Below are 24,255 nucleotides of genomic sequence, written 5' to 3'. Positions count from 1 at the left end.
GGGAGGGTCCGCCCCCACGGGGGGCCGGGCCGGGTTGGTGACGATCGGATCGGAGGAGGGGCCGTGACGCGGGTGGACGACCTCGTGGTGGTCGGCGCGGGACCGTACGGGCTGTCGATCGCCGCGCACGCGGCCGCGGCCGGGCTCGGGGTGCGCGTGCTGGGGCGGCCCATGGCGTCCTGGCGGGACCACATGCCCGAGGGGATGTTCCTCAAGTCGGAGCCCTGGTCCTCCAACCTCTCCGCGCCCGGCGGGCGCCACACCCTGGCCGACTACTGCGCCGGGCTCGGCGTGACGGCCGAGCACGGCGGCCCGCTGCCGATCGGCACCTTCAGCGCGTACGGGCTCTGGTTCGCCCGGCAGGCCGCGCCCGAGGTGGAGGAGGTGACCGTCACCGAGGTCACCCCGCAGGGGGAGGGCTTCCTGATCCGCACGGCCGAGGGGCCCCCGCTGCTGGCCCGGACGGTGGCCGTAGCGGTCGGGGTGATGCCCTTCACCCGGTACCCCGAGATCCTGCGGGAGCTGCCGCCCGGGCACGTGTCGCACAGCAGCGACCACCGCGACCTGGCGCGCTTCGCCGGCCTCGACGTGGCCGTGCTCGGGGCCGGGCAGGCCGCCCTGGAGACGGCCGCGCTGCTCGCGGAGGCGGGCGCCCGGCCGTGTCTGGTGGCCCGGCGCGCCCGGCTGAACTGGAACACCGTCCCGCAGCCGCTGGAGCGGCCGCTGCTGCGGGCCCTGCGCGAACCGCACAGCGGACTCGGCACGGGCTGGCGCAGCTGGGTGTGGTCGGAGCTGCCCTGGGCCGTGCGGCGGCTGCCCGCGCCGACGCGGGAGCGGATCGCGGCCACGGCGCTCGGGCCCGCCGGGGCCTGGTGGCTGCGGGAGCGCTTCGAGCGGCGGGTGCCGGCGCTGCTGGGACACCGGTTGCAGCGGGCGGCCGCGGCGGTCGGCGGGCGGACCCGGCTCGGTCTGACCACCGCCGCGGGGGAGTCCGTCGTACTGGACGCGGCGCACGTCATCGCGGCGACCGGGTTCGCGCCGGACCTGCGGCGGCTGGAGCTCCTCGACGCCCGGCTGCGGGCCGCGCTGGAGACCGTGGCGGACGGCGGGACGCCGGAGCTGAGCGCCGGCTTCGAGTCCTCCTGGCCCGGACTGTTCTTCGCGGGACTGCTGACGGCTCCCTCATTCGGCCCTTCCATGCGATTCGTGCACGGTGCGGGGTTCACGGCGGGGAGACTGGTGAAAGGAGTCCGCAGGCGTCTCGGCGCCCGGGGTCCGCTGCCGGGCTCCACGGGCGGCGCCCGGTCCGACCGGGCGGCCGCCGGTCATCCGAAGACGTATCTGCGCTGAGATCCACCTGAGAGGGGTCCGCGATGGGAGCGGAGCGAGCACAGGGCGGCCGTGGCTGGGTGCGCATCCCCGCCAGCCGCGGCGAACAGCCCCCGGCCAGGACGGCCGCGCCCGGCCCCTACGGGGCTCCGGCGTACGGGGCTCCGGCGTACGGGGCACCGGCCTACGGGGCTCCGGCGTACGGGTCCACGGCCGCCGCGCCCCAGCCGCAGCCCCGCGGATCCGGAGCCTTTCCGGCCGGGGACCCGTGCGCGATCTACCTCTCCCTCGTCAAGCGGTGGCGGGAGGCCGGACGCACCCTTCCGGGGCATCCTGACGAGGAATGGGAGCGGCTGATCTCCCAGCCGTGCTGGCCCGGCCGTTAGGTGGTGTGTCTCTTGGCAGCGGCGGAGCGCGACAGATCCGAGCAGGGCCGGGAGAGTCCCCTGACCGGGCCGGGCGAGCGGCTCGCCCTGAACGGCATGGGCAGCTTCGAGTGGGACCTGGGCACCGGGACGCTGACGCTCGACGAGGCCGGACTGGTCGTCTTCGACCTGGAGCCGGAGGAGTTCGACCGGACCCCGGAGGGCCTCGGGCTGAGGATCCCGCCCGACGAAGCGGCGCGCCTCGGGGACACCGTGCTCGGGGTCCTGGACGGCGGCGGGGAGACGTACGGCTCCTACTTCACGGTGCAGCGGCGCGACGGCGTCGACCAGTGGACGCACACCCAGGGCCGGGTACTGCGCGACCCGGACGGCCGCCCCCGGCGGATCGTCGGCATCGTCCGGGACGCGACGGCCGAGCTCGCCCACGCCACGGTGCTGCGCAAGCTGGAGACGGCGCGCGCCCAGCAGGCCACCATCGTGCAGCGCACCACGGAGGCACTGTCGCGGGCGGTGACGGTCGACGACGTCACGGCCGCGCTGACCGGCGCGGGCGCGCTGGAGCGGCTCGGCGCCGACGGGCTGGCCCTGGGGCTGGTCGAGAACGGCGCCATCAAGATCATCGCGTTGAGCGGGGAAACGCTGGAGATCCTCAGCGAGCGGCGCTTCACCCGGCTGGACGGATCGCTTCCGCTGTCCCGGGCGGTGATCACCCGCACGGCGCGTTTCGTCACCTCGCTCACCGAGCTCGCCGACGAGTTCCCGCTGCTGGCCGACTACCTGAACCGGATCCGCTACGACGCGGCCGCCTACCTCCCCCTGATCGCCCAGGCCAAGGCCATCGGCGGACTCGTGCTCTTCTACCGGCGGCGCAGCGAGTTCAGTCCCGAGGAGCGCAACCTGTGCCTCGGCCTGGCCGGCATCGTCGCCCAGTCCCTCCAGCGGGCGCTGCTCTTCGACCAGGAGCGGGAGTTCGCGACGGGCCTCCAGGCCGCCATGCTGCCCCGCCGGATCCCGGAGATCACCGGCGGGGAGATCGCGGTCCGCTACCACTCCGCCTGGAGCGGGCGGGAGGTCGGCGGGGACTGGTACGACGTGATCGCGCTGCCCCGCGACCGCGTCGGGATCGTCGTGGGTGACGTCCAGGGCCACGACACGCACGCGGCGGCCATCATGGGCCAGCTGCGGATCGCGCTGCGCGCCTACGCGGGCGAGGGGCATTCGCCGTCGACCGTGCTGGCGCGGGCCTCGCGCTTCCTCGCCGAGCTCGACACCGAACGCTTCGCCACCTGCATGTACGCACAGGTGGACCTGGAGACCGGTGGCGTACGGGCCGTGCGCGCGGGCCACCTCGGCCCGCTGATCCGGCACACGGACGGGCGTACCGGCTGGCCCAACGTGCGCGGCGGCCTGCCGCTCGGGCTCGCCTCGGTCTTCGCGCAGGAGGAGTTCCCCGAGACGCGTCTCGACCTGGTCCCCGGGGAGACCCTCGTGCTGTGCACGGACGGCCTGGTCGAGGAGCCCGGTACCGCCATCACCCAGGGCATGGAGGCCCTCGCCCACGCGGTGCGCAGCGGCCCGCAGGGGGCGGGGGCGCTCGCCGACCACCTCTCGGACCGGCTCTGGGAGCGCTGGGGCTCCGGGGACGACGTGGCCCTGCTCGTGCTGCGGCGCGCCCCGGACCCGGGCACGCACCGCGCGCCCCGCATTCACCAGTACGTCCACCAGGCCGACCCCGAAGGGCTCTCGGAGGCCCGCTACGCCCTGCGGCAGGCCCTGCGGGACTGGGGCATGGCCGAGCTCGCCGACGACGTGGAACTCGCGGCGGGGGAACTGCTGGTCAACGCCCTGCTGCACACGGACGGCGGCGCGGTGCTGACGATGGAGGTGCTGCCGGAGCCGGTCCGGCGGATCCGGCTCTGGGTCAAGGACCGCTCCAGCGTGTGGCCGCGCCGGCGCAGCCCGGGCGAGGCGGCCACCACGGGGCGCGGGCTGCTGCTGGTGGACGCGCTGGCCACGCACTGGGGGGTGGAGTCCCGCGGGGACGGCAAGGCCGTCTGGTGCGAGTTCGACGTGGGAGGGGTGCGTCGCGCCGGAGGGTGACCGGCCGCCTACCCCGGGTTGTGGCGGGCGGGGTGCGGGGTGATGATGCGGCCATGGAACGGACGGTCTTGAAGGCTTCCCGACGGAACCCGCTGTGCGCCGCCTGAACCGGGGCGCGGTCACCGCGCTCCTGGCGGCGCTGCTCCTGGCGGCCGGGGTCCCCACGGTCGTGGACTGGACGACGGGGCGTCCGCACGCGGACCCCGGGTGCCAGACGGTGGCGTTCATGTCGATGACGGGCGTCGCGCCCGAATGCAGGTAGGCGCGGGCCCGCCGCGGTACGGGAGCACCTGCCCGGGGCGCCCGGAGGCCGGCAGCGGCAGCTACCGGACCGGAGGGCCCCCACGGCGCTAGCGGCGGTGGTCGTACACCGTGACGTCGCGGGCGTCCTCGGCGACCGTGTCGACGGCCCGCGGCAGCATCCCGCCGCCGAAGTGGATCTCCTCCAGGCGGCCCTCCGCCCGTGCCCCGCCCCCGTGCACGCCCCAGGTGCGGCCCGGCTTGCTCTCGGCCCGCCACGGGTGCTCGTGGCCGTCGCACAGGGCCTCGCCGCCGCCCATCGTCAGGCGGACGCCCTCCTGGATCACCGTGGCCTTGATCTGGACCGCCCCCACGGGTGACGCGGCCTCGCAGCGGTAGGACCCGGAAAGGATGACCCGGCCGTCCTCGGCGATGTGAGCATCCGACCGTACGGAAATCTCCTGATGGAAAACGGTGGCCTCCGCGGGCACGGCCATGACGGCCGTGACGGCCAGTGCGGAGAAGGCCGTGAGGGCCAGCCGGCTGCCGATCGTACGCATTCTTCCTCCAGGTGGACGAGGGTGTTGGCATTCCGTCGGAACGTATTGTGCTGGCAGTTGGCGGGCAACTCGCTCCCCGCGCCCGTGTCGGTGTGTGCAATTGCCCGCTCGGGCGCGTGAGACTGACCGGAATAAGTCCCCCGAAGATCCCCGAAGGGATCCCGTATGCGCAGCCATTCCGCTCCCGCCCTCGCGGCCGCCGCCCTCCTCCCGCTCCTGCTCCTCGGTGCCACGGCCTGCTCCGGCACCGCCGAGGCGCCCGTGCTGGCCCCCGCCGCGGCGCCCGCCGTCCCGGTCGACGACGGCGCGCCCGGCGCCGACGAAGACCCGGCCGCACCCGCGCAGGGGGCGGTGCCGGCCGCCGTGAAGGAAGCCCATGTGGGTGACCCCGTACGGGTGCAAGGGCGCGAGGTGGGCCGCCACCTCCAGGTGGTCCTCGCCGCGTACGTCGACCCGGCGGTCAGCGTCGAGCCGAACTTCGTGCCGCCCGCGGGGAAGCGCTGGGTGGCCGCCTCGATGTCGTTCGTCAACGTCGGCGGAGCCTCGTACGGGGCGCTCGGGCGCATGTGGGCGCACGACAGCGCGGGAAAGCGTTACCCGGTGGTGCGCACCGGTGAACTGACGACCGGCAAACCCCTCGTCTTCGATTCCCTCTCGGTCGGTGAGCGGGCCGAGGGATGGGTCGTGTTCGAAATCCCGGAAAACGCGCGCGTCGTACGGGTCCAGTACCAGGACGCGAACATGCTGCCGAATTCCGGAGGGGGTTTCTGGGCGGTCTAGCCCGCCCGGGTGAAAGGCCGTGAAAGGGCCGGGTGGCGGAGCACTAAGGTGCGGCGCATGACTTCAACGCAAGCCGAAATCGACCGGTCCCACCTCGGCACCCTTTCGGTGCTCGCCTGGATCGGCGACCCCTCCGAAGGGCACGACATCCCGTACCTCCTCGCCTACACGCTGGGCGACGGCCCCCAGGGCCGGGAGGCCGGCGAGGCGGCCGCCCGCGGGCTGCTGGAGGAGATCGGCCTGCCCATCGGGGACGTGGTCATGGACGGCACCCGCAACCCGCACAAGTTCGACGTCAAGGTCCTCCTCGCGGACAACCAGATCGCGCTGACCATGCCGGGGCTGAACGCGACCTGCACCGCCCCGCCGGAGTGGGTGGACGCGGCCAACGAGAGCGGGCAGGCGTACTTCCTCTTCGCCACCCGCGCCTGGCCCGAGGCGGTCCCCGGCAAGCCCGTCACCGCGGAGGTCCTCCAGGCGTTCGCCGGTGACGAGGAGGTGCTCACCAGCAGCGCCCACTGCGTCGTCACCGTGCAGAGCCTGCAGAAGTAGCGCCCGCGGCGGCCACTCGCAGCAGCGCCGCCCGCGGGGGCGGTGGTGCCCGCGGGGACGGCGGCGCCGCCACCCGCTCCGGCCGCCGGGCTCCCAGCCTGCCCGGTGGCCGGTTCCGCCGCTCCGGGCCGCCGGTCCCGGCCCGCCGGAGGTCAGGGCCGCCGGTCAGGGCCGTTCGAAGGCGAACCGCAGCGAACGGACCCGGTTGTCGAAGCTGGACCCCGCCAGATCGGGGAGGCCCACCGCCCGCAGGCCCACGGGGCGGGTGAGCAGCTCGCGGAACAGTGCCTTCATCTCCACCCGCGCCAGGTGCGCGCCCAGGCAGAAGTGCGGTCCGCCGCCGCCGAAGCCCAGGTGGGGGTTGGGGGAGCGGGTGATGTCGAAGGCGTCGGGGTCCGGGAAGACCGCCTCGTCGCGGTTGGCGGCCGCGTAGTACAGCACCACCTTGTCGCCGGGCGTGAACAGGTGCCCGCCCAGCGTGTGTTCGGCGGCGACCGTCCGGCGGAACTGGATGATGGGCGTCGAGTGCCGGATCATCTCGTCCACCGCGCCGTCGGCGTACTTCTCGAAGTCCGAGAGCAGCAGGTCCCGTTGCTCCGGGAAGTCGGTCAGCAGGGTCAGGCCGTGGGTGATGGCGTTGCGGGTGGTCTCCACCCCGGCCACCATCAACAGCGAGAAGAACGCGCCGAGCTGGCGGGCGCCGAGCGCCTGGCCGTCCACGTTCGCGGTGACCAGCGCCGAGATCAGGTCGTCCGTCGGGTGCCTGCGCCGCTCCCGGCCGATGCCCGCGACCATCCGCTGCATCCGCGCCAGGGCGCGGAGGCCGCGCCCGGGCATCCGCAGCCGGGCCGCCAGGCCGCGCTCCACACCGATGTTCTCCGAGGCGTGGTTGACCCGGTCGGCGATCTCCGCCCGGTAGCGCTCCGGGATCCCCATCATGTTGCAGATGACCTCCAGCGGGAGCCGCGAGGCCACCGCCGAGACGAACTCGTCCGGCTCTTCGGCCAGTACGTCGTCCACGATGCGGGCCGCCACCGCATGGATGTCCTCCTCCGCGGCCGCCAGCAGCCGGGGCGTGAAGGCCCGCTGCACGATCTTCCGCAGCTGCGCGTGGTCCGGCCCGTCCAGGTTGACCATGGAGTCCCCGAACAGGGCCCGCACCCACCGGGCGGGCTCGGGCGTCGTGACTCCGGGCGCGCTCGCGAACACCTTGGGCAGGCGGCTCGCCTCCTGCACGTCCGCGTGCCGTACGAGGGCCCAGTGGCCGGCCCCTTCGGGCACGAACACCGGCGATTCCAGGGCGCGCAGCCGGGCGAAGGCCGCCAGCCGCCGCTCCGGTGGGAGCTGCCAGAACCCCGGGTCGGCGAGCTCCGCTCCGGGGCCGGTGCCGTCCGCGTGGCGTTGTGGGGGGAGTGTCATGGTCCGTCTCTTCCTGTCGCCGTTGCGCTGAGCTGCTGAACGGGTCCGGGGGCGCGGGAGTGACGGGTCGGGCGCCGTTCACCCGGTCGCGGTACGGGCTCCCGGGCCGTGGACTGCCAGGGTCTGGCCGACCGCCACCGTGAGCGTCGCGACCAGGCCCGCGTAGAGGACCGCGTACGGGCCCGCCCAGGTGCAGGCGAGGAGTGCGACGGCGGAGAGCGGCAGCACCAGCTGCTGGGCGAGGCCGCGCTTGAAGTGCCGCGAGTGCAGCGCCCACACCATCATCAGGAACAGCGCGGACGGGACGGTGACGGCGGCGTTGGCCGCCACCTGCGAGATGTGCGCCTTGCCGACGGCGTGCTCGACCGCGACCTCGATGCCCGCGCCGATCGCCGCACCCGCGCCGAAGACCAGCAGGTGGCCGTAGCCCCACGGGATCGCCTGGCGGTTGGAGTTCAGCCGCGTGTGCATCGGCACCGCGAAGTAGATCCACCAGGCGGCGAAGACGATCAGTAGTCCGCCCGCGGCGATGGGCAGCAGCTCGCCCAGGGCCTCGTGCTCGTCGAGCGCCGACTTCACGGCCACGGTGCTCGCGGCGATGGTCTCGCCGAGCACGATGATGGTGAACAGGCCGTACCGCTCCACGATGTGGTGGGCGTGCCAGGGCGTCTGGTGGTGGCGCTCCGCCACCACCGGGACGAGCAGCTCGGCGAACAGCAGCACCACGAACAGCCAGCGCTTCGAGTCGTCCGGGGCGAACAGCAGCCCCACCCAGCCCGCCTGGCACACCACCAGTCCCGCCGCGTACGTGAACGCCGCCGTCCGTGCCGGGCCGCTCTCGCCCGCCCCGGCCCGCAGCCACTGGGCGGTGAGCGCGACGCGCATGATGAGGTAGCCGACGACGGCCACCACCCAGTCGTTGTCGTCGAAGGCGCGGCTCACGCCCGCCGCGTAGACGAGGACACCGGCGATCTGCACGAGCGTGGCGATCCGGTACGGCACGTCGTCGCAGTCGTAGGCGGAGGCGAACCACGTGAAGTTCATCCACGCCCACCACACGCCGAAGAAGACGAAGAAGTAGCCGATCACGCCGGTCCCCGGATGCCCCTCCGCGAGGGCGTGTACCAGTCGCGCCCCGGCCTGGGCGATCGCGACGACGAAGCACAGGTCGAAGAACAGCTCCAGCGGGGTCGCCGCCCGATGGTCCTCGTGGCGGCTGCGGGCGGTCATCGGTACGTACGTCGTCATACCGCCCAGGACAGCAAAGCCGGGCGCCCTGGCAGGCGAGGCGCGCGGCCCGCGGCACGCGGGTACCCCGGGCGGACTCCTGGGGCCCGTACCGGTCCGGCACCGGCCGGGCGATCCGCGGCCGGCCGGGCGGCGGGTGCGCGGTCACCGCGACCCGGTCGTGCCCGGCCTCCCGGAGGGCGACGAACGCACTGGGGGCGGCGGGACCTTGTCCTGTCGCCCACACGACGTTCGCCCCTGACGCGGGACGCGCCCGGCGGATGAACCTGGATAGGTCAGGACCCTTCTCGACGTTCAGGACCACGCCATGAGCTCCGCCACGCAGCAAGCGCCAGAGGTGTCGGCCGATCCGGCGCAGTACCGCCCGGGCCGCACCATCACCGAGTGGACGCCGGAGGATCCCTCCTTCTGGCGCACCACCGGCAAGAAGGTCGCGACGCGCAACCTCTGGATCGCCGTGCCGGCGCTGCTGGTGGCCTTCGTGGTCTGGCAGGTGTGGAGCATCACCGCGACGAACCTGAAGGACGTCGGCTTCGGCTTCTCCCAGTCGCAGCTGTTCTGGCTGACCGCCGTCCCGGGCATCACCGGAGGTACCGCCCGCATCTTCTACACCTTCCTCGGCCCGATGATCGGGCAGCGCCGCTTCACGGCGCTCTCGACGGTGGTGCTGATCGTCCCGCTGCTGTGGCTCGGCTTCGCGGTGCAGAACCCGGACACCTCCTACACCACGATGGTCGCGATCGCCGCGCTCTGCGGCATCGGAGGCGCCAACTTCTCCTCCTCGCTGGCCAACATCGGCTTCTTCTACCCGAAGCGGGAGAAGGGCAACGCCACCGGCATCAACGGCGGCCTGGGCAACCTGGGCGTTTCGGTGGTGCAGCTGCTCACGCCGATCCTGATCACCTCCTCGGTCCTGGCGATCGGCGCGGGCCAGAAGAAGGCCGACGGCTCGGAGCTGTACCTCCAGAACGCCGCGTTCGTGTGGGTCCCGGTCCTCATCGTGCTCGCGGCGGTCGCCTGGTTCGGTCAGAACGACCTGAAGGTCGCCTCCACCCCCTTCAGCCAGCAGAAGATCATCTTCAAGCGCAAGCACAACTGGCTGATGACCTGGCTCTACGTCGGCACCTTCGGCTCCTTCATCGGCTTCGCCGCCGCGCTGCCGCTGCTCATCAAGACCACCTTCCCGGACTACTCGGTCGCGACCTACGCCTGGATGGGCCCGGCCCTGGGCGCCCTGGCACGCTGGGCGGGGGGCTGGATCGCCGACAAGCTGGGCGGCGCCCGGGTGACGATCCTTTCCTTCGTCGGCATGGCCGCCTCGATCATCGGAGTGATCACCTTCCTGCCGGCCGGCTCCGGTCCGGGCTCCTTCCCCGGCTTCTTCCTCTGCTTCCTGGCGGCGTTCTTCTTCTCGGGCATCGGCAACGGGTCGACCTTCCGCCAGATCCCGGTGATCTTCCGGAGCCAGCACCTGAAGGGCCTGACGGAGGGCACGGAGCAGTACGCGGCGGCCCTGAAGCAGGCGGAGATCGAGTCGGGTGCGGTGACCGGCTTCACCGCCGCCATCGCGGCCTACGGCTTCTTCTTCATCCCGGCGATGTTCGCCAACTTCGCGGTCACCAGCGCGATGTGGGGCTTCGTGGCCTTCTACGCCAGCTGCGTGGTCGTCGCCTGGTGGTTCTACGCCCGCAAGGGTGCGGAAGCCCCCAGCTAGAGCGCGGCTCCCGCAAGGGAAGGGTCGCCATGGGGCTGTGGGAGGCCGTCGGGGTGTTCGTCCCGGCCACCTGCTCCGGGGGTGGCGCCCGCCGGCACCCCCGGCATCGTCGACGCCATGCCGATCATCCTGGCGGTGATCATGGCGCCCGCCGCGAGGGAAGCGGCGGGCGCCATCGACTTCCTGGTCGGCCGGGCCGATCGCACGCTCCGGCGCAACCCCCGCCGCGTCGGCTTCGTCGCGCCCGCCCGCGACCCTGCCGGGCGTCCTCGTGGCGGCCACTGTGCAGGCCCGGACCGGCCGGGACCTCCACCAGGATCCCGGGTGCCTGCGGATGCCGGCCTCGGGCGAGATCGAGCCCCCCGCCCCCGCCGGAACCGGCCCGCGGCCGGCGCCGCCGCGGGCGCGCTGGTCCGCGTACCTCTTCCTCGGCGGGACCGCGGCCGTCGTCGTCCTGTCCTTCATCGGGGCCGACAAGGCCCGGATCACCGGCGCCCTCGGCGGCGTGGCGCGGACCCACCCCTGGTTCTCCCCGGTCATGCTGCTCCTCCTCTCCGCCCTGCCCTTCGGCCAGGCCACCACCGCCAAGGCCCTGATGCCGCCGGGTCCGGCCCTCGGCATCCCGGACCCCCTGATCGCCGCGTGGCCCGCGGTGAACGGCTCCTTCATGCTGCCGGGGCTCGTCACGACGTGCGTCGCCGTATCCACAGGCTTCGCCCTGGTGCGGATCATCTGACTTATCGGGCCTCCGGCGACCCGGTCAGAAGATTCTTGTGAATACGTTCACAAGCGCACGACGGACCTTCGACCCTACGGAAACACCAGGTCAAGCCACATGTGTAGGCCCGGCCGCCCCCCAGGGAGGGACCTTCGGGCCCCAGCTCGGGACCAACGCGGCGCCAAATGATCGATCAAAAGGCGTGCAATGGACACAAGCAACGAGGCGACTCAAGAAGGTGCCGGCCATGACTGCCACCCCTGCGGAAACCACGAAGAACGCCGAGGCCTGGGACGGCTTCAAGGGCGGTCTGTGGCGCGACGCCATAGACGTCCGCGACTTCATCCAGCAGAACTACACGCCGTACGAGGGTGACGACAGCTTCCTCGCCGGCCCCACCGAGCGCACCACCGCCGTGTGGAAGGCCATCACGGACAAGTTCCCCGAGGAGCGCGAGAGGGGCGTCTACGACATCGCGCACGACATCCCGTCGTCGATCACCGCGCACGCCCCCGGCTGGATCGACCGCGACAAGGACCTGATCGTCGGCCTCCAGACGGACGCCCCGCTCAAGCGCGCGATCATGCCGTACGGAGGCTGGCGCATGGTCGCCGGCGCGCTGGAGACCTACGGCTACCCGGTCTCCGAGGACCTGGAGAAGGTCTTCACCGAATACCGCAAGACCCACAACGCCGGTGTCTTCGACGCCTACACCCCCGAGATCCGCGCCGCCCGCAAGGCCGGCATCGTCACGGGACTCCCGGACGCCTACGGCCGGGGCCGCATCATCGGCGACTACCGCCGCGTGGCCCTGTACGGCGTCGACCGCCTCATCGCCTTCAAGAAGGAGGAGAAGGAGGAGCTGAACGCCCTCCCGGCGGGCCCCCGTTCACTGGAGGAGACGATCCGCCTGCGCGAGGAGCTCTCCGAGCAGATCCGCGCGCTCGCCGAACTCAAGGCGATGGCCGCCGCCTACGGATACGACGTCTCCCGCCCCGCCTCCACCGGCCGTGAGGCCATCCAGTGGCTGTACTTCGCCTACCTGTCCGCCGTGAAGGAGCAGAACGGCGCGGCCATGTCGCTGGGCCGCACCTCCACCTTCGTCGACGTCTACCTCCAGCGCGACATCAACTCCGGCCTCCTCACCGAGGAGCAGGCCCAGGAACTGGTCGACGACTTCATCATCAAGCTCCGCATCGTCCGCTTCCTGCGCACCCCGGAGTACGACGAGCTGTTCAGCGGGGACCCCACCTGGGTCACCGAGTCGATCGCCGGCATGGGCGAGGACGGCCGTCCGCTGGTCACGAAGACCTCCTTCCGCTACCTCCAGACCCTCTACAACCTCGGCCCGGCCCCCGAGCCGAACATGACGGTCTTCTGGTCCCCGCGACTGCCGCAGGGCTTCAAGGAGTTCTGCGCCCGCGTCTCGATCGACACCTCCTCGGTGCAGTACGAGTCCGACGAGCTGATGCTCCCGCGCTTCGGCGACGACACCGCCATCGCCTGCTGCGTCTCGGCGATGCCCGTCGGCAAGCAGATGCAGTTCTTCGGTGCCCGCGTGAACCTCGCCAAGACCCTGCTCTACGCCATCAACGGCGGCCGGGACGAGAAGTCCGGCGCCCAGGTGGGCCCCGAGACCGGCGCCCTCACCTCCGAGGTACTGGACTACGACCAGGTCATGGCGAAGTTCGACGAGCAGATGGAATGGCTCGCCGCCACCTACGTCCACGCCCTGAACGTCATCCACTACATGCACGACCGGTACGCCTACGAGCGCATCGAGATGGCCCTCCACGACCGCGACGTCCGCCGCACCATGGCCTGCGGCATCGCCGGACTGTCGGTCGCGGCCGACTCCCTCTCCGCGATCAAGCACGCCCGGGTCACGGCCGTCCGCGACGAGACCGGCCTGGCCACCGACTACGTCGTCGACGGCGCCTACCCCGCCTATGGCAACAACGACGACCGCGTCGACGACATCGCCGTCTGGCTCGTCGAGGAGTTCATGAAGAAGGTGCGCAAGCACGAGACGTACCGGGGCGCCGAGCACACCCAGTCCGTGCTGACGATCACCTCGAACGTCGTCTACGGCAAGAAGACCGGCAACACACCGGACGGACGCCGCGCCGGCGAACCCTTCTCCCCGGGCGCCAACCCGATGAACGGCCGCGACACCCACGGCTACGTCACCTCGGCACTGTCGGTCGCCAAGCTCCCCTACGAGGACGCCGAGGACGGCATCTCGCTGACCAACACCGTCACCCCCGACGGCCTCGGCCGCACCCCCGAGGAGCGGATCAGGAACCTGGCGGGCGTCCTCGACGGCTACATGGCCAGCGACGGCTTCCACATGAACGTGAACGTCCTCAACCGCGACACGCTCATGGACGCGATGGAGCACCCGGAGAACTACCCGCAGCTGACCATCCGCGTCAGCGGCTACGCGGTGAACTTCGTCCGCCTCACGCGGGACCAGCAGCTCGACGTGCTGAACCGCACCTTCCACGGCTCCCTCTAGGCCGACCGCGCCGTCCCACGTACAGACACCGGATCACTGGAGCACCTGCCATGAGCGTCCTCTTCGGTACGAGCATCCCCGTCGGCCCGGCCGCCGCCGCATTCGCCGGCGCCGGCCGCACCCCGGCCGCCGCCGCGACCCGGCGGCCGAGCGAGGGATCGGTGCACTCCTGGGACCTGTCCACCGGCGTCGACGGCCCCGGGACCCGCTTCGTGACCTTCCTCTCCGGCTGCCCGCTCACCTGCCTGTACTGCCACAACCCCGACACCATGCGGATGCGCAACGGCAAGCGCACCTCGGCCGACGAGATCATCGCCGAGGCCCGCAAGTACACACGGTTCATCTCGGCCTCCGGGGGCGGCGCCACCGTCTCCGGCGGCGAACCCCTGCTCCAGCCCGTCTTCGCCGGCGAGCTGCTGCACCGGATGAAGAACGACCTCGGCCTCCACACCGCCCTCGACACCTCCGGCTTCCTCGGAGCCCGCGCCACCGACGCCCTCCTGCGCGACGTCGACCTGGTCCTGCTCGACATCAAGTCCTGGGACCGCGAGACGTACCGCAAGGTCACCGGACGCCCGCTGGAGCCCACCCTGGACTTCGCCCGCCGACTCGCCGACCTCGGCAAGGAGGTCCACCTGCGGTTCGTCCTGGTGCCCGGGCTCACCGACGCGCGGGAGAACATCGAGGGCGTCGCCGCCTTCGCCGCGACGCTCGGCAACGTGTCGCGGGTCGACGTCCTGCCCTTCCACAAGCTGGGCGAGGGCAAGTGGGACGCCCTGGGCATGCCGTTCACCCTGCACGACACCCCCTCGCCGACCGCCGGGCAGGTCGCCGGGGCGAAGGCCGTCTTCGCCGCGCACGGCCTGACGGCCGTGTGACCCCGTTCGGAGTAGCCGAAGATCCGGCACAACGGGCTGAAACGGTACGAACCGCCTAGCGTGGTGCTGTGTCCGAGCCCACGGAAGTACTCGCCGACGCCCCGCCACCCCCGCCCGGCCCCCCGGAGCCCCCGCCTCCGGCCGGACGGCCCGTCACCGCACGGGCCACCCTGGCCGGAGTCGTCGTCTCGCTGCTGCTCATCGCCGCGATCGTGCTCGGCAGCCGCCTCCTGCGGGACTTCGACTCCGCCCTGCTGCCGTACGCCGTCGCGACCGTGTTCCTGGCCTTCGGCGTGGCCTACCGGTACACGGTCTGGGTCTCGGCGCCCGGCGCGCGGCGCCTCTTCAAGAAGGGCTTCGGCAGCTTCTTCTCGGCGGCCAACTTCAAGAAGGCGCCCACGGCCCTGCCGAAGATGATCGCCACCTACCTCGGCTTCCAGAAGTTCCTCGGCGCCCGCTCGCGCGGCCGCTGGGCCGCACACCAGCTGATCTTCTGGGGCTGCCTGCTGGCCGCCGCGATCACCTTCCCCCTGACCTGGGGCTGGTTCACCTTCACCGCCGACAGCGGCTCCGGGCCCGGGTACGAGATGCGGGTCTGGGGGTTCAAGGTCCTCGGCTTCGACTCGCTGAACGTCCTGGGCTGGCTGATGTTCCACGGCCTGGACATCGCCGCCGTCCTCGTCATCCCCGGGGCCTCGTACTTCCTGTGGCGCCGCATGAAGGACCGCGGGGCCATCACCGGCCAGCGCTTCGCCTACGACCTGCTCCCGCTGATCTGCCTGATCGTCATCTCGGTGACCGGGCTGCTGCTGACCTTCTCGTCGATCTTCCTGCACGGCGGCGGCTACGAGTTCCTGGCGATCCTGCACATGGTGTCGGTGGTCTTCACCCTCATCTACATCCCCTTCGGCAAGTTCTTCCACATCGTGCAGCGGCCGGCCGCCGTCGGCATGCAGCTCTTCAAGTACACCGCCCGCCAGGACGAGCAGGTCTTCGCCTGCAAGCGCTGCGGCGAGCCCATCGACACCACCCCGTACGTGGAGAACCTGCGCGGCACGATGCAGGACCTGAAGCTCGGCTTCGACGCCTGGGCCGAGTACTGCCCGCGCTGCAAGCGGGTGCTGCGCGGCAACGCCTACCTGACCCACGTCAAGAAGGGCTTCAAGTGACCGCGACGGACCCCGCCAAGACGGCGCCGCTGCCGCTCGACCCGTCCATCGCCCCGCCCGGCACCCGCAACTTCCGCGACGCCGGCGGCATCCCCGCCGACCAGTGGCACGCCGACCAGAACGGCGAGACGCTCGTCCCCACCCACTGCTGCTTCTGCGGCGTGCAGTGCGGCATGTACCTGCGCGTGGACAGGGGCGGCAAGGTCTTCGGCGTGGAGCCCCGCAACCACGACATCAACCGGATGCGGCTGTGCCCCAAGGGCATCAACGCCTACCAGCAGGTCAACCACCCCGACCGGCTGACGGCCCCGCTCATGCGCCGCTCCCGCGACGAGGAGTTCCGCGAGTGCTCCTGGGACGAGGCCCTCGACTTCACCGTCTCCGAGGTCCGCCGGATCCAGGGCGCCCACGGCAACGACGCCTTCGGGCTCCTCGGCGGCGCCAGCCTCTACTCCGAGAAGACCTACCTCGTCGGCAAGTTCGGCCGGGTCGCCCTCAAGACCCGGCACGTCGACTACAACGGCCGTCTCTGCATGGTCAGCGCGGCCGGAGCCAACAAGCTCGCCTTCGGCATCGACCGGGCCGCAAACCCCTTCTCGGACATCCTCCTCACCGACTGCCTGCTGATCGCGGGGTCCAACGTGGGGGAGTGCTTCCCCGTGATGACCCAGTACGTGTGGGGCGCCCGGGACCGGGGCGCCTCGCTGATCGTCGTCGACCCGCGCGAGACCGCCATCGCCCGCACCGCCGACATCCACGTCGCCCTCAAGCCCGGCACCGACTCCGCCTTCTTCAACGCCGTCCTGCACGTCATCGTCGCCGAGGGACTCGCCGACGAGGACTACCTCGCCGCCCACACCACCGGCTGGGAGGAGGTCCGCGAGAACGTCCAGGACTACCCGCCCGCCCGGTCCGCCGCGATCTGCGGGATCCCCGAAGAGCAGATCGTCCAGGTCGCCCGCACGTTCGGCCGGGCGGCGAGCGCCATGGCCTTCCACGCGCGGGGCGTCGAACACCACTCGCAGGGCGTCGAGAACTGCCTCTCCATCATCAACCTGTGCGTCGCCACCGGGAACCTCGGCAAGCCGGGCGCCGGCTACGGAACCATCACCGGCCAGGGCAACGGCCAGGGCGGCCGCGAGCACGGCCAGAAGTCCGACCTGCTGCCCGGCGGCCGCTCCATCATGAACGAGGAGCACCGCCGCCAGATCTGCGCGATCTGGGGCATCGAGGAGTCCGAACTGCCGCCCGCCGGAACCTCCATGATGGAAATGGTCTGGCAGATGCAGCGCCAGGAGATCCGGGGCCTGATCGGGATCTGCAACAACCCGTTCGTGTCCCTGCCCAACTACGGCGCGGTCAAGGACGGCTACGACACCCTCGAATTCCACGCCCAGTTCGACTTCTTCCTCTCCGAGACCGCCACCAACGCCCACGTCGTCTTCCCCGTCACCGTCTGGGCGGAGGACGAGGGCGTCATGGCCAACACCGAGGCCCGCGTCGTCAAGCACAACAAGGCGCAGGAGCCCCCCGCCGGAGTGCGCACCGACACCTGGGTGATGTGCGAACTCGCCCGCCGCCTCGGCGTCGGCGACAAGTTCGACTTCGCCGGCTCCCGCGAGGTGTTCGAGGAACTGCGCGTCGCCTCCGCCGGCACCGTCAACGACTACTACGGCATCACCTACGAGCGCCTGGAGGAGACCGGCGGCATCATGTGGCCCTGCCCCTCCACCGACCACCCGGGCACGCCCCGGCTGTTCGAGGGCGGCAAGACCTACCACCCCGACGGCAAGGTCCACCTCCAGGTCGTCGAGTGGCACGCGCCGATGGACCCCTACACCGAGGAGTACCCCCTCTCCCTGACCACCGGCCGTACCGTCGCGCACTTCCTCTCCGGGAACCAGACGCGCCGCCTGGGCGCCCTGGTGGAACAGACCCCGCGGCCCTGGGTGGAGGTCCACCCCTCGCACGGCTTCCGCAACGGCGACCCGGTCCGGGTCGTCACCCGGCGGGGCAGCGAGGTCTTCCCGGCCCTGGTCACCGAGGCCATCCGCCCCGACACGGTCTTCATCCCCTATCACTGGCCCGTCCCGACGGCCGCGAACGCCCTGACCATCGACGCCCTCGATCCCCGGTCCAAGATCCCCGAGTACAAGGTGTGCGCCGCCCGGATCGAGGCCGCGGAGCGGGTCGACGAGGTTCCGGCGCCGCCCACGGCCCCCGGCCACCAGGCCTATCCGGAAACGCAGGTCTCACGCACCGACGCCCAGCCCCCCACGTCCTCCCAGGGCCGTGGCACGGGCGAGAGGAGCTGACGCGCCATGATGGGCCGCACGATCTTCATCGACCCGGGCCGCTGCATCGGGTGCCAGGCCTGCGTCTCCGCCTGCCGCGAATGCGATTCGCACCGAGGCAAGTCGATGATCCACCTGGACTACACCGACCCCGGCATGTCCGTCGCCTCCCTCCCGACCGTCTGCATGCACTGCGAGGATCCGGTCGCCCCCTGCGCCGAGGTCTGCCCGGCCGACGCGATCCTGGTCACCGCCGACGGTGTGGTCCAGCAGGCCGACACCACCCGCTGCATCGGCTGCGCCAACTGCGTCAACGCCTGCCCCTTCGGAGTTCCGAAGATCGACCTCCAGGCGAAGCTCCAGATGAAGTGCAACCTCTGCTACGACCGCACCGCCTACGGCCTGGCCCCCATGTGCGCCACCGTCTGCCCGACCGGGGCCCTCTTCTACGGAACCCTCGAGGAGCTCCAGGCCGAGCGTCCCGGCGTGCAGGTCGCCGACTCCTTCGTCTTCGGCGACGTCATGGTCAGCACGGGCGTCGCGATGGTCGTACCCGCCGACAAGGTCCAGTGGCCCGTTCCCGGCGGCCTGCCCGTCGTCGAGATCAACGGAGTGGATGTCCGATGAGCGTGACCGAACAGCCCGCACCCGGAACGGGTCCCGACTCGGACGGCGACGCCGCGGCCGACCGGCTGCGCGACCGGATCAGCGCCGACTCCCTCACCACCCGCCGCGACTACCTGCGCATCGTCGCCACCGTCTCCGGGGGCCTGGCCATCGGCGGGGTCGGCGTCGCCGCCGGCATCCTGCACCGGCACGGGGACAGCGAGCGGCTGCCCGAGGCCAAGAAGGTCGCCGACGACCTGCCCCCGGGACAGTCCGTGGCCTTCCGGTTCCCCGGCGAGGAGGACCGAGCCCTGGCCGTCCGGCTGTCCGACGGCAGCCTCGTCGGCTACTCCGCCGTCTGCACCCACCTGGCCTGCGGCGTCCTCTGGCGCGAGGACCGCGGCCCCGCCGGGGAGCTGTACTGCCCCTGCCACGAAGGCGTCTTCGACGCCCGCACCGGCGAGGTGACGGCCGGACCGCCGCCACGCCCCCTCCCCAGGATCCTCCTGACCGAGCAGGCCGACGGCAGCGTCTGGGCCGTCGCCACCGTCCGGTCGGGGGAACAGGCCCAGGAAGCCCTGTGCCGGCAGATCGGCGAGTCCCGTCCGGAGATGGCCCAGCGCCTGGGCTGTCCCGTGGCGGACCGTGCCACCTCGACCGAGAGCAGGCGGACGTGAGCGACGCGCAGCTGCCTCCCCGTCCCGCGTACCGGCCCGGCAGCGCCGAGCCCCGGCTGAACCGGCCCGTGCGCGAGCGGTATCCGCAGATCCGCTCCACCAGCGGATACGGAGACCCGCGGATCCGGCACACCGGCCCCGGCCCCGGGGCCGGCACCGAACAGGAGCCGGAGCGCTCCTCGAAGCTCAACGCACGGCTGGCCCTGGCACTCACCGTCGTGATCGGACAGCTCTGGGCGCTGACCGTGACCGTCAACGAGTGGATGAAGGGAAACACCGGCACGGCCTGGTGGGGGGCGGGATTCCTCGTCCTGTCCTTCCTGGTCGTGATCGGCCTGTGGCTCCTCGACCCGAAGGACCGATGACCATGTCCATACCCACGCCCACCCCGTCCGCGGTGCGTTCGCACCGCGCGGAGACCTACAAGCCGGGTGCCACCATCGGGGACTGGCGTCCCGAGGACGAAGGCTTCTGGCAGTCCACCGGCCGCAAGGTCGCCCAGCGCAACCTGTGGGTGTCGATCCCGGCGCTGATGCTCGGCTTCGTGGTCTGGCAGGTCTGGTCGGTGACCGTGGTCAAGCTGAACGACGTCGGCTTCGCCTTCTCCAAGTCGCAGTTGTTCTGGCTGACCGCCATCCCCGGCATCACCGGCGGCACCTTCCGGATCCTGTACACCTTCATCGGACCGATCTTCGGCGAGCGCAGGTTCACCGCCTTCAGCACGGTCATCCTGGTCGCCCCCATGCTGTGGCTGGGCTTCGCGCTCCAGGACAGCGGCACCCCCTACTGGGAGCTGGTGCTCATCGCGGCCGTCTGCGGCATCGGCGGCGCGAACTTCGCCTCTTCGATGGCGAACATCGGCTTCTTCTTCCCCAAACGGGAGAAGGGCAGCGCCAACGGCCTCAACGGAGGCCTCGGCAACCTGGGCGTCAGCGTGGTCCAGCTGGTGGCCCCGCTGGTGGTCACCGCCGCCGTACTGGGCGCCCCGGCGGGCGGCCCGCAGCACGACGCGAAGAAGGACACCGACATCTGGCTCCAGAACGGCGCCTTCCTCTGGGTGCCCCTTCTGGTGATCATGGCGCTGCTCGCCTGGTTCCTGATGAACGACCTCAGGGTGGCCTCGGCCCCCTTCAGCCAGCAGAAGATCATCTTCAAGCGCAAGCACAACTGGCTGATGACCTGGCTCTACGTGGGCACCTTCGGTTCCTTCATCGGGTTCGCCGCGGGCCTGCCCCTGCTGATCAAGAACAACTTCGAGTCCCAGGGCTACCAGGCCACCACCTATGCCTGGATCGGCCCCTTCATCGGCGCGCTCATGCGCTGGGCCGGCGGCTGGCTCTCCGACAAGATGGGCGGCGCCAGGGTGACCATGCTGTCCTTCGTCGGCATGGCGGCGTCCCTGGTCGTCGTGGTCTTCGCGCTTCCGGCCGGCGGCGACCAGGGCAGCTTCTGGGCCTTCTTCATCGGCTTCCTGGCGGCCTTCGCCTTCTCCGGGCTGGGCAACGGCTCCACCTTCCGGCAGATCCCGGTGATCTTCCGTGACCAGCACATGCGCGAGGCCGAGGGGAAGGGCCCCGAAGCGCAGGCGGCCGCGCTGAAGCAGTCCGAGATGGAGTCGGGAGCCGTGACCGGCTTCTCCTCCGCCATCGCCGCCTACGGCTTCTTCTTCATCCCCGCGATGTTCGCCGCCATGGCGGTCCCGCACGCGCTGTGGCTGTTCATCGGCTTCTACGCCACCTGCCTCGCCGTGTGCTGGTGGTTCTACGCCCGCAAGGGCGCGGAAGCCCCCAGCTGACCGGCGCGGGAGGCGGGGGCAGGAGCGGGGCCCGCAGCCGGGACGGCCGTACCCTTGAGGCATGAGCACCGCCCCCGCCTCCGAACCGCAGCCCCCGCAGCCCGAAACCGGGGCGCTGCCGGCCAAGCCCAGGCCCCGGCTGGTCTTCGACGACCCGCTGGACCAGCAGTCCTCGGACGACACGGACCGCGGCTGGGGAGAGCGGGCCCCCGCCGGCGGAAGCGCGGCCGACCTGGCCCGCTTCCTCGACGAGAAGCCCCCGCACCACATCTGATCCGCCGGGGCGGTCAGAAGGCGTCGCGCGACCCCGGCGCCCCGGGGGCGCCCCCGCCGTTCGCCGCGCGCTGCGCGACCAGGGTGTCCCGGATCTCCTTGAGGACCTCCAGCTCGGTGATCTCCATGGTCTCCTGCACGCCCTCCTTGGCCTTGCGGCGCGCCTCCTGCTTGGCGAGGTACTTCGCCATCGGCAGCACCATCAGGAAGTACACGACGGCCGCGGTGATCAGGAAGGTCAGCGTGGCGTTGAGGACCGAACCCCAGAGGATCTCCACCCCCGTCGGCTGGCCGTCCGCCCCGACGCCGCACGGGTTCTTGATGCAGGACTTGTAGACGTCCAGGTTCTTCGTGCCGATGGCACCGATCACCGGGCTGATGATGCCCTTCACCAGTGAGTTCACGATGTTCGTGAACGCGGCGCCGATGACGACGGCCACCGCCAGGTCGACCACGTTGCCGCGCATCAGGAAGGCCTTGAAGCCCGCCAGGACGCTCTCCTTCTTCTTCTCGCTCACCACTGAGCCTTTCTTCGCATCTACGGAACACGGAGCCAACGGTTCCGAAAGCTACGGCAGTCAAGGCCGGGCGTGTCCAATCGCTGCCCTCCTCGCGGTGACTTGACTGCTCGTCCGTGCGATTCAGCACAACGTCACCGCCAGCTTCGTCACCGTGCCCGCACCGACGAGTTCCCGCGCGGTCTCCCGGGGCACGGACAGCACCACCAGGGCCCCGCCTTCCCCCACCTCCCCTTCCGTACGCGGGACTTCGGCCACCCGCGCCCCGGCCGCCACCAGCCGCGGCGGCCCCGTGCGTTCCGCGGCGACCACGTCCACCCGGTCCCCGGGCCGCAGCAGCCCCACCGTGGCCCCGTCCGCGATGCGCACCGGAGCCGACACCATGCGCACCACCGCCGGAGGCGGTTTCACCTCGGGAGGAGGTGCTCCCCGGGCGGCCCGCGCCTCCGTCCCGCCGACCGCCAGGGCGGCCGCCACCACGGCCAGTGCGGCCGACGCGGCACGCCGCCGGCGCCGTACCGCGCGGCGCAGCCGGCCCCCGCTCCGCCCCACCCGCAGCGGGGGGAAGAGGGGAACGGGGCGCGCGGGGGGACACGCGGAGGGCGAATCAGGGAACGAGGGAGAGAGCCGAGAGGAAGGAGCCGAAGGAGAAGGAGGAGAGGTCCTGGACATGGTGGGCACCGCCGAACTGGTCGTGTTCCGCAGTCCGGGCCGGTGCCCGGACACCCCTCACGATCCGCCGCCGCCCCGGATCCCGCTCCCGCCTGTGGACCGTCCCCAGGTTGTGGACAACGCGGTCACCCGCACGAGTGGCCCCGAACCGTCCGGCCACCGGAGCCCGGGGCGTCAGGGCCTGGACGGCACCGTGCAGGCCTCGGCGAATCCCTGGCTGGTCAGCCCGAAGGCGCTGTTCACCCGCGAGCGGAAGTTCTCCAGGGCGACCACGGCGGTCAGTTCTACGAACGCCTCCTCACCGAGCCGGGCGATCAGCTGCGCCGCCAGCCCGTCGGTGACCGTCGGCTCGGTCTCGGTCATGGCCTCGGCGTACTCCATGACGAGCAGCTCCACCCCGGTGAACGCCTCGCGGGCGCCGGCCTCCCGCCAGCGCGGCACCCGTTCGATCTTCTCCGGCGACAGGCCCAGCTCCCGGCCCTCCCAGTAGCCGAAGTCCATGCACCAGGAGCAGTTGACCCGCGCGGCGGCGGCCATCACCGCGAGGTGCTTCAGCCCTGCGTCGAGCTTGTTCCACTTCGCCGCCCGCTGTTCGAGGCGGACGTACGCGAACAGCACGCGCGGGTTGTGGCCGTACGCCAGGCCGGGGTCGAGCTCCTTGCCGTAGGTGCGGCGGGAGTACCAGGCGGCGATCCGCACGAGGAGCGTGCGCGGCGGGGTGAGCGAGATGCGCGGCATGATCGGCCTCTTCCGGTCGGGGGGGGGCTTGGTGCCCCCTTCGCCAGAGGGACAAGCGAGCCCCGCGGAACGTGACACCTCCCGCGGAATTCCTCCGCACGGGACGCGCGATCCCGCCCGGCCGGTCACCCCGGAGCCCGCCGGAGCCGGCCGCCGGGCGGTCCCGTGCCGGGTCTCGACCGGCCCTCGACCGGGTCTCCCGCCCCGCCCTACGGCAGTTCGATGCCCAGGTCCCACCCGTCGTGGGCGTGGGTGCACAGGCAGTCCCGGGACTCGGTCGCCGGCAGCGCCGCCACCGCGTCGAAGAGGACCTCGCGGAGCCGTCCCACGTTCTCGCCGAACACCCTCAGGACCTCGGTGTGGGACACGCCCTCGCCCGTCTCGGCGCCCGCGTCCAGGTCCGTGACCAGCGCCATCGACGTGTAGCAGAGCCCCAGCTCGCGGGCGAGGACCGCCTCGGGGTGCCCGGTCATGCCGACCACCGACCAGCCGGCCGCCGCGTGCCACCGGGACTCGGCGCGCGTCGAGAACCGCGGCCCCTCGACGACGACCATGGTGCCGCCGTCCACCGGCTCCCAGTCCCGTCCCCGCGCCGCCGCCAGGGCCACGGAGCGCCCGACGGGGCAGTACGGGTCGGCGAAGGTGGTGTGCACGACGTTGGGGACGGACCCGTCGGGCAGCGGCTCCCCGTCGAAGAAGGTCTGGGCGCGGGACTTCGTACGGTCCACCAGCTGGTCGGGGACGAGCAGCGTGCCCGGCCCGTACTCCGCCCGCAGGCCGCCCACCGCGCAGGGGCCCAGTACCTGGCGGACGCCGACCGAGCGCAGGGCCCACAGGTTGGCCCGGTAGTTGATCTTGTGCGGGGGCACGGTGTGGCTGCGCCCGTGCCGGGGCAGGAACGCCACCTGGCGGCCGCCCAGCTCGCCCAGGTACAGGGAGTCGCTCGGGGGCCCGTACGGGGTCTCCACCTGGATCTCGGAGACGTCCTCCAGGAAGGAGTAGAAGCCCGATCCGCCGATTACACCGATCTCTGCGTTCGCCATGCCGTCACCCTAACCGGGTACGCGCAAG

Annotated in this window: 24 protein-coding genes and 1 pseudogene; 18 read left to right on the top strand and 7 right to left on the bottom strand. The window is 71.8% G+C overall.

Going from position 1 to position 24,255, the window contains the following annotated elements; genetic code table 11:
- Positions 1–72 precede the first annotated feature (72 nt).
- The 4 genes from ABZZ17_RS05265 to ABZZ17_RS05250 all read left to right on the top strand — a co-directional run bounded on the left by ABZZ17_RS05265 (position 73) and on the right by ABZZ17_RS05250 (position 4,077).
- Complete coding sequence (locus ABZZ17_RS05265; RefSeq protein ID WP_356872452.1) at positions 73–1,350, top strand: NAD(P)-binding domain-containing protein; 1,278 nt, start codon at positions 73–75, stop codon at positions 1,348–1,350.
- Positions 1,351–1,373: 23 nt separating this feature from the next.
- Positions 1,374–1,715, top strand: a complete 342-nt coding sequence (locus ABZZ17_RS05260) for a hypothetical protein (protein WP_356872181.1) — start codon at positions 1,374–1,376, stop codon at positions 1,713–1,715.
- Positions 1,716–1,727: 12 nt separating this feature from the next.
- Positions 1,728–3,815 (top strand): SpoIIE family protein phosphatase, encoded by a 2,088-nt coding sequence (locus tag ABZZ17_RS05255; RefSeq protein ID WP_356872179.1) that lies wholly within the window; start codon positions 1,728–1,730, stop codon positions 3,813–3,815.
- 94 nt (positions 3,816–3,909) lie between these two features.
- Positions 3,910–4,077: a hypothetical protein gene (locus tag ABZZ17_RS05250; protein WP_356872177.1), complete on the top strand. Its 168-nt coding sequence runs from the start codon at positions 3,910–3,912 to the stop codon at positions 4,075–4,077.
- A gap of 88 nt (positions 4,078–4,165) precedes the next feature.
- Here ABZZ17_RS05250 and ABZZ17_RS05245 read toward each other — a convergent pair whose 3' ends face one another.
- Positions 4,166–4,615: a DUF6299 family protein gene (locus ABZZ17_RS05245; protein WP_356872175.1), complete on the bottom strand. Its 450-nt coding sequence runs from the start codon at positions 4,613–4,615 to the stop codon at positions 4,166–4,168.
- A 165-nt stretch (positions 4,616–4,780) separates the two neighbouring features.
- Here ABZZ17_RS05245 and ABZZ17_RS05240 point away from each other — a divergent pair, with 165 nt between their 5' ends.
- Together ABZZ17_RS05240 and ABZZ17_RS05235 are read left to right on the top strand one after the other, a co-directional pair.
- Positions 4,781–5,395, top strand: a complete 615-nt coding sequence (locus ABZZ17_RS05240) for a hypothetical protein (RefSeq protein ID WP_356872173.1) — start codon at positions 4,781–4,783, stop codon at positions 5,393–5,395.
- A gap of 57 nt (positions 5,396–5,452) precedes the next feature.
- A complete protein-coding gene (locus tag ABZZ17_RS05235) occupies positions 5,453–5,947 on the top strand; it encodes a DUF5949 family protein (RefSeq protein ID WP_356872171.1) in 495 nt (164 codons plus the stop codon).
- Positions 5,948–6,112: 165 nt separating this feature from the next.
- On the opposite strand, the gene ABZZ17_RS05230 is transcribed toward ABZZ17_RS05235, so the two are convergent.
- Entirely contained in the window at positions 6,113–7,366 is a 1,254-nt protein-coding gene (locus tag ABZZ17_RS05230; protein ID WP_356872169.1) for a cytochrome P450, read from the bottom strand.
- A gap of 78 nt (positions 7,367–7,444) precedes the next feature.
- Positions 7,445–8,614: a low temperature requirement protein A gene (locus ABZZ17_RS05225; protein ID WP_356872167.1), complete on the bottom strand. Its 1,170-nt coding sequence runs from the start codon at positions 8,612–8,614 to the stop codon at positions 7,445–7,447.
- Positions 8,615–8,921: 307 nt separating this feature from the next.
- Between ABZZ17_RS05225 and ABZZ17_RS05220 the strand changes: the two genes are divergently transcribed.
- The 12 genes and pseudogenes from ABZZ17_RS05220 to ABZZ17_RS05165 all read left to right on the top strand — a co-directional run bounded on the left by ABZZ17_RS05220 (position 8,922) and on the right by ABZZ17_RS05165 (position 21,257).
- A complete protein-coding gene (locus tag ABZZ17_RS05220; protein WP_356872165.1) occupies positions 8,922–10,328 on the top strand; it encodes a NarK family nitrate/nitrite MFS transporter in 1,407 nt (468 codons plus the stop codon).
- Positions 10,329–10,445: 117 nt separating this feature from the next.
- A pseudogene (locus tag ABZZ17_RS05215) lies at positions 10,446–10,565 on the top strand (anaerobic C4-dicarboxylate transporter family protein); the annotation flags it as partial.
- 34 nt (positions 10,566–10,599) lie between these two features.
- Positions 10,600–11,064 carry an anaerobic C4-dicarboxylate transporter family protein gene (locus tag ABZZ17_RS05210; RefSeq protein ID WP_356872163.1) on the top strand — a complete coding sequence of 155 codons (465 nt, stop codon included), beginning with the start codon at positions 10,600–10,602 and terminating at the stop codon, positions 11,062–11,064.
- A gap of 229 nt (positions 11,065–11,293) precedes the next feature.
- Positions 11,294–13,564, top strand: a complete 2,271-nt coding sequence (gene pflB, locus ABZZ17_RS05205) for a formate C-acetyltransferase (protein ID WP_356872161.1) — start codon at positions 11,294–11,296, stop codon at positions 13,562–13,564.
- Positions 13,565–13,614: 50 nt separating this feature from the next.
- Entirely contained in the window at positions 13,615–14,442 is an 828-nt protein-coding gene (gene pflA, locus ABZZ17_RS05200) for a pyruvate formate-lyase-activating protein (protein WP_356872159.1), read from the top strand.
- 68 nt (positions 14,443–14,510) lie between these two features.
- Complete coding sequence (locus ABZZ17_RS05195) at positions 14,511–15,611, top strand: MFS transporter (RefSeq protein WP_356872157.1); 1,101 nt, start codon at positions 14,511–14,513, stop codon at positions 15,609–15,611.
- Positions 15,608–17,926, top strand: a complete 2,319-nt coding sequence (locus tag ABZZ17_RS05190) for a molybdopterin oxidoreductase family protein (protein ID WP_356872155.1) — start codon at positions 15,608–15,610, stop codon at positions 17,924–17,926. Before ABZZ17_RS05195 ends, ABZZ17_RS05190 begins: the two co-directional genes overlap by 4 nt.
- 6 nt (positions 17,927–17,932) lie before the next feature.
- Entirely contained in the window at positions 17,933–18,532 is a 600-nt protein-coding gene (locus tag ABZZ17_RS05185; RefSeq protein ID WP_356872153.1) for a 4Fe-4S dicluster domain-containing protein, read from the top strand.
- The gene (locus ABZZ17_RS05180) at positions 18,529–19,188 is read left to right on the top strand and encodes a Rieske (2Fe-2S) protein (RefSeq protein WP_356872151.1); all 660 of its coding nucleotides are present in this window, start codon (positions 18,529–18,531) and stop codon (positions 19,186–19,188) included. The genes ABZZ17_RS05185 and ABZZ17_RS05180 overlap by 4 nt, the downstream gene beginning before the upstream one ends.
- The gene (locus ABZZ17_RS05175) at positions 19,185–19,553 is read left to right on the top strand and encodes a hypothetical protein (RefSeq protein WP_356872150.1); all 369 of its coding nucleotides are present in this window, start codon (positions 19,185–19,187) and stop codon (positions 19,551–19,553) included. The genes ABZZ17_RS05180 and ABZZ17_RS05175 overlap by 4 nt, the downstream gene beginning before the upstream one ends.
- Positions 19,554–19,555: 2 nt before the next feature.
- Positions 19,556–20,983, top strand: a complete 1,428-nt coding sequence (locus tag ABZZ17_RS05170; RefSeq protein ID WP_356872148.1) for a NarK family nitrate/nitrite MFS transporter — start codon at positions 19,556–19,558, stop codon at positions 20,981–20,983.
- Between the two features lie 61 nt (positions 20,984–21,044).
- On the top strand, positions 21,045–21,257 hold the full coding sequence (locus ABZZ17_RS05165; RefSeq protein ID WP_356872146.1) for a hypothetical protein: 213 nt from the start codon (positions 21,045–21,047) through the stop codon (positions 21,255–21,257).
- A 13-nt stretch (positions 21,258–21,270) separates the two neighbouring features.
- Here the strand turns inward: ABZZ17_RS05165 and mscL are convergent, their stop codons facing one another.
- From mscL to ABZZ17_RS05145, 4 genes are all read right to left on the bottom strand, one after another.
- A complete protein-coding gene (mscL, locus tag ABZZ17_RS05160) occupies positions 21,271–21,777 on the bottom strand; it encodes a large conductance mechanosensitive channel protein MscL (protein WP_356872144.1) in 507 nt (168 codons plus the stop codon).
- A gap of 120 nt (positions 21,778–21,897) precedes the next feature.
- On the bottom strand, positions 21,898–22,158 hold the full coding sequence (locus tag ABZZ17_RS05155) for a hypothetical protein (RefSeq protein ID WP_356872142.1): 261 nt from the start codon (positions 22,156–22,158) through the stop codon (positions 21,898–21,900).
- Positions 22,159–22,620: 462 nt separating this feature from the next.
- Positions 22,621–23,184: a carboxymuconolactone decarboxylase family protein gene (locus ABZZ17_RS05150; protein ID WP_356872140.1), complete on the bottom strand. Its 564-nt coding sequence runs from the start codon at positions 23,182–23,184 to the stop codon at positions 22,621–22,623.
- Between the two features lie 209 nt (positions 23,185–23,393).
- The gene (locus tag ABZZ17_RS05145; RefSeq protein ID WP_356872138.1) at positions 23,394–24,227 is read right to left on the bottom strand and encodes an S-methyl-5'-thioadenosine phosphorylase; all 834 of its coding nucleotides are present in this window, start codon (positions 24,225–24,227) and stop codon (positions 23,394–23,396) included.
- Positions 24,228–24,255 lie beyond the last annotated feature (28 nt).

The organism is Streptomyces sp. NPDC006512, from assembly GCF_040611935.1.
GTDB lineage: Bacteria > Actinomycetota > Actinomycetes > Streptomycetales > Streptomycetaceae > Streptomyces.
This window is presented reverse-complemented; position numbering and strand designations above follow the sequence as displayed.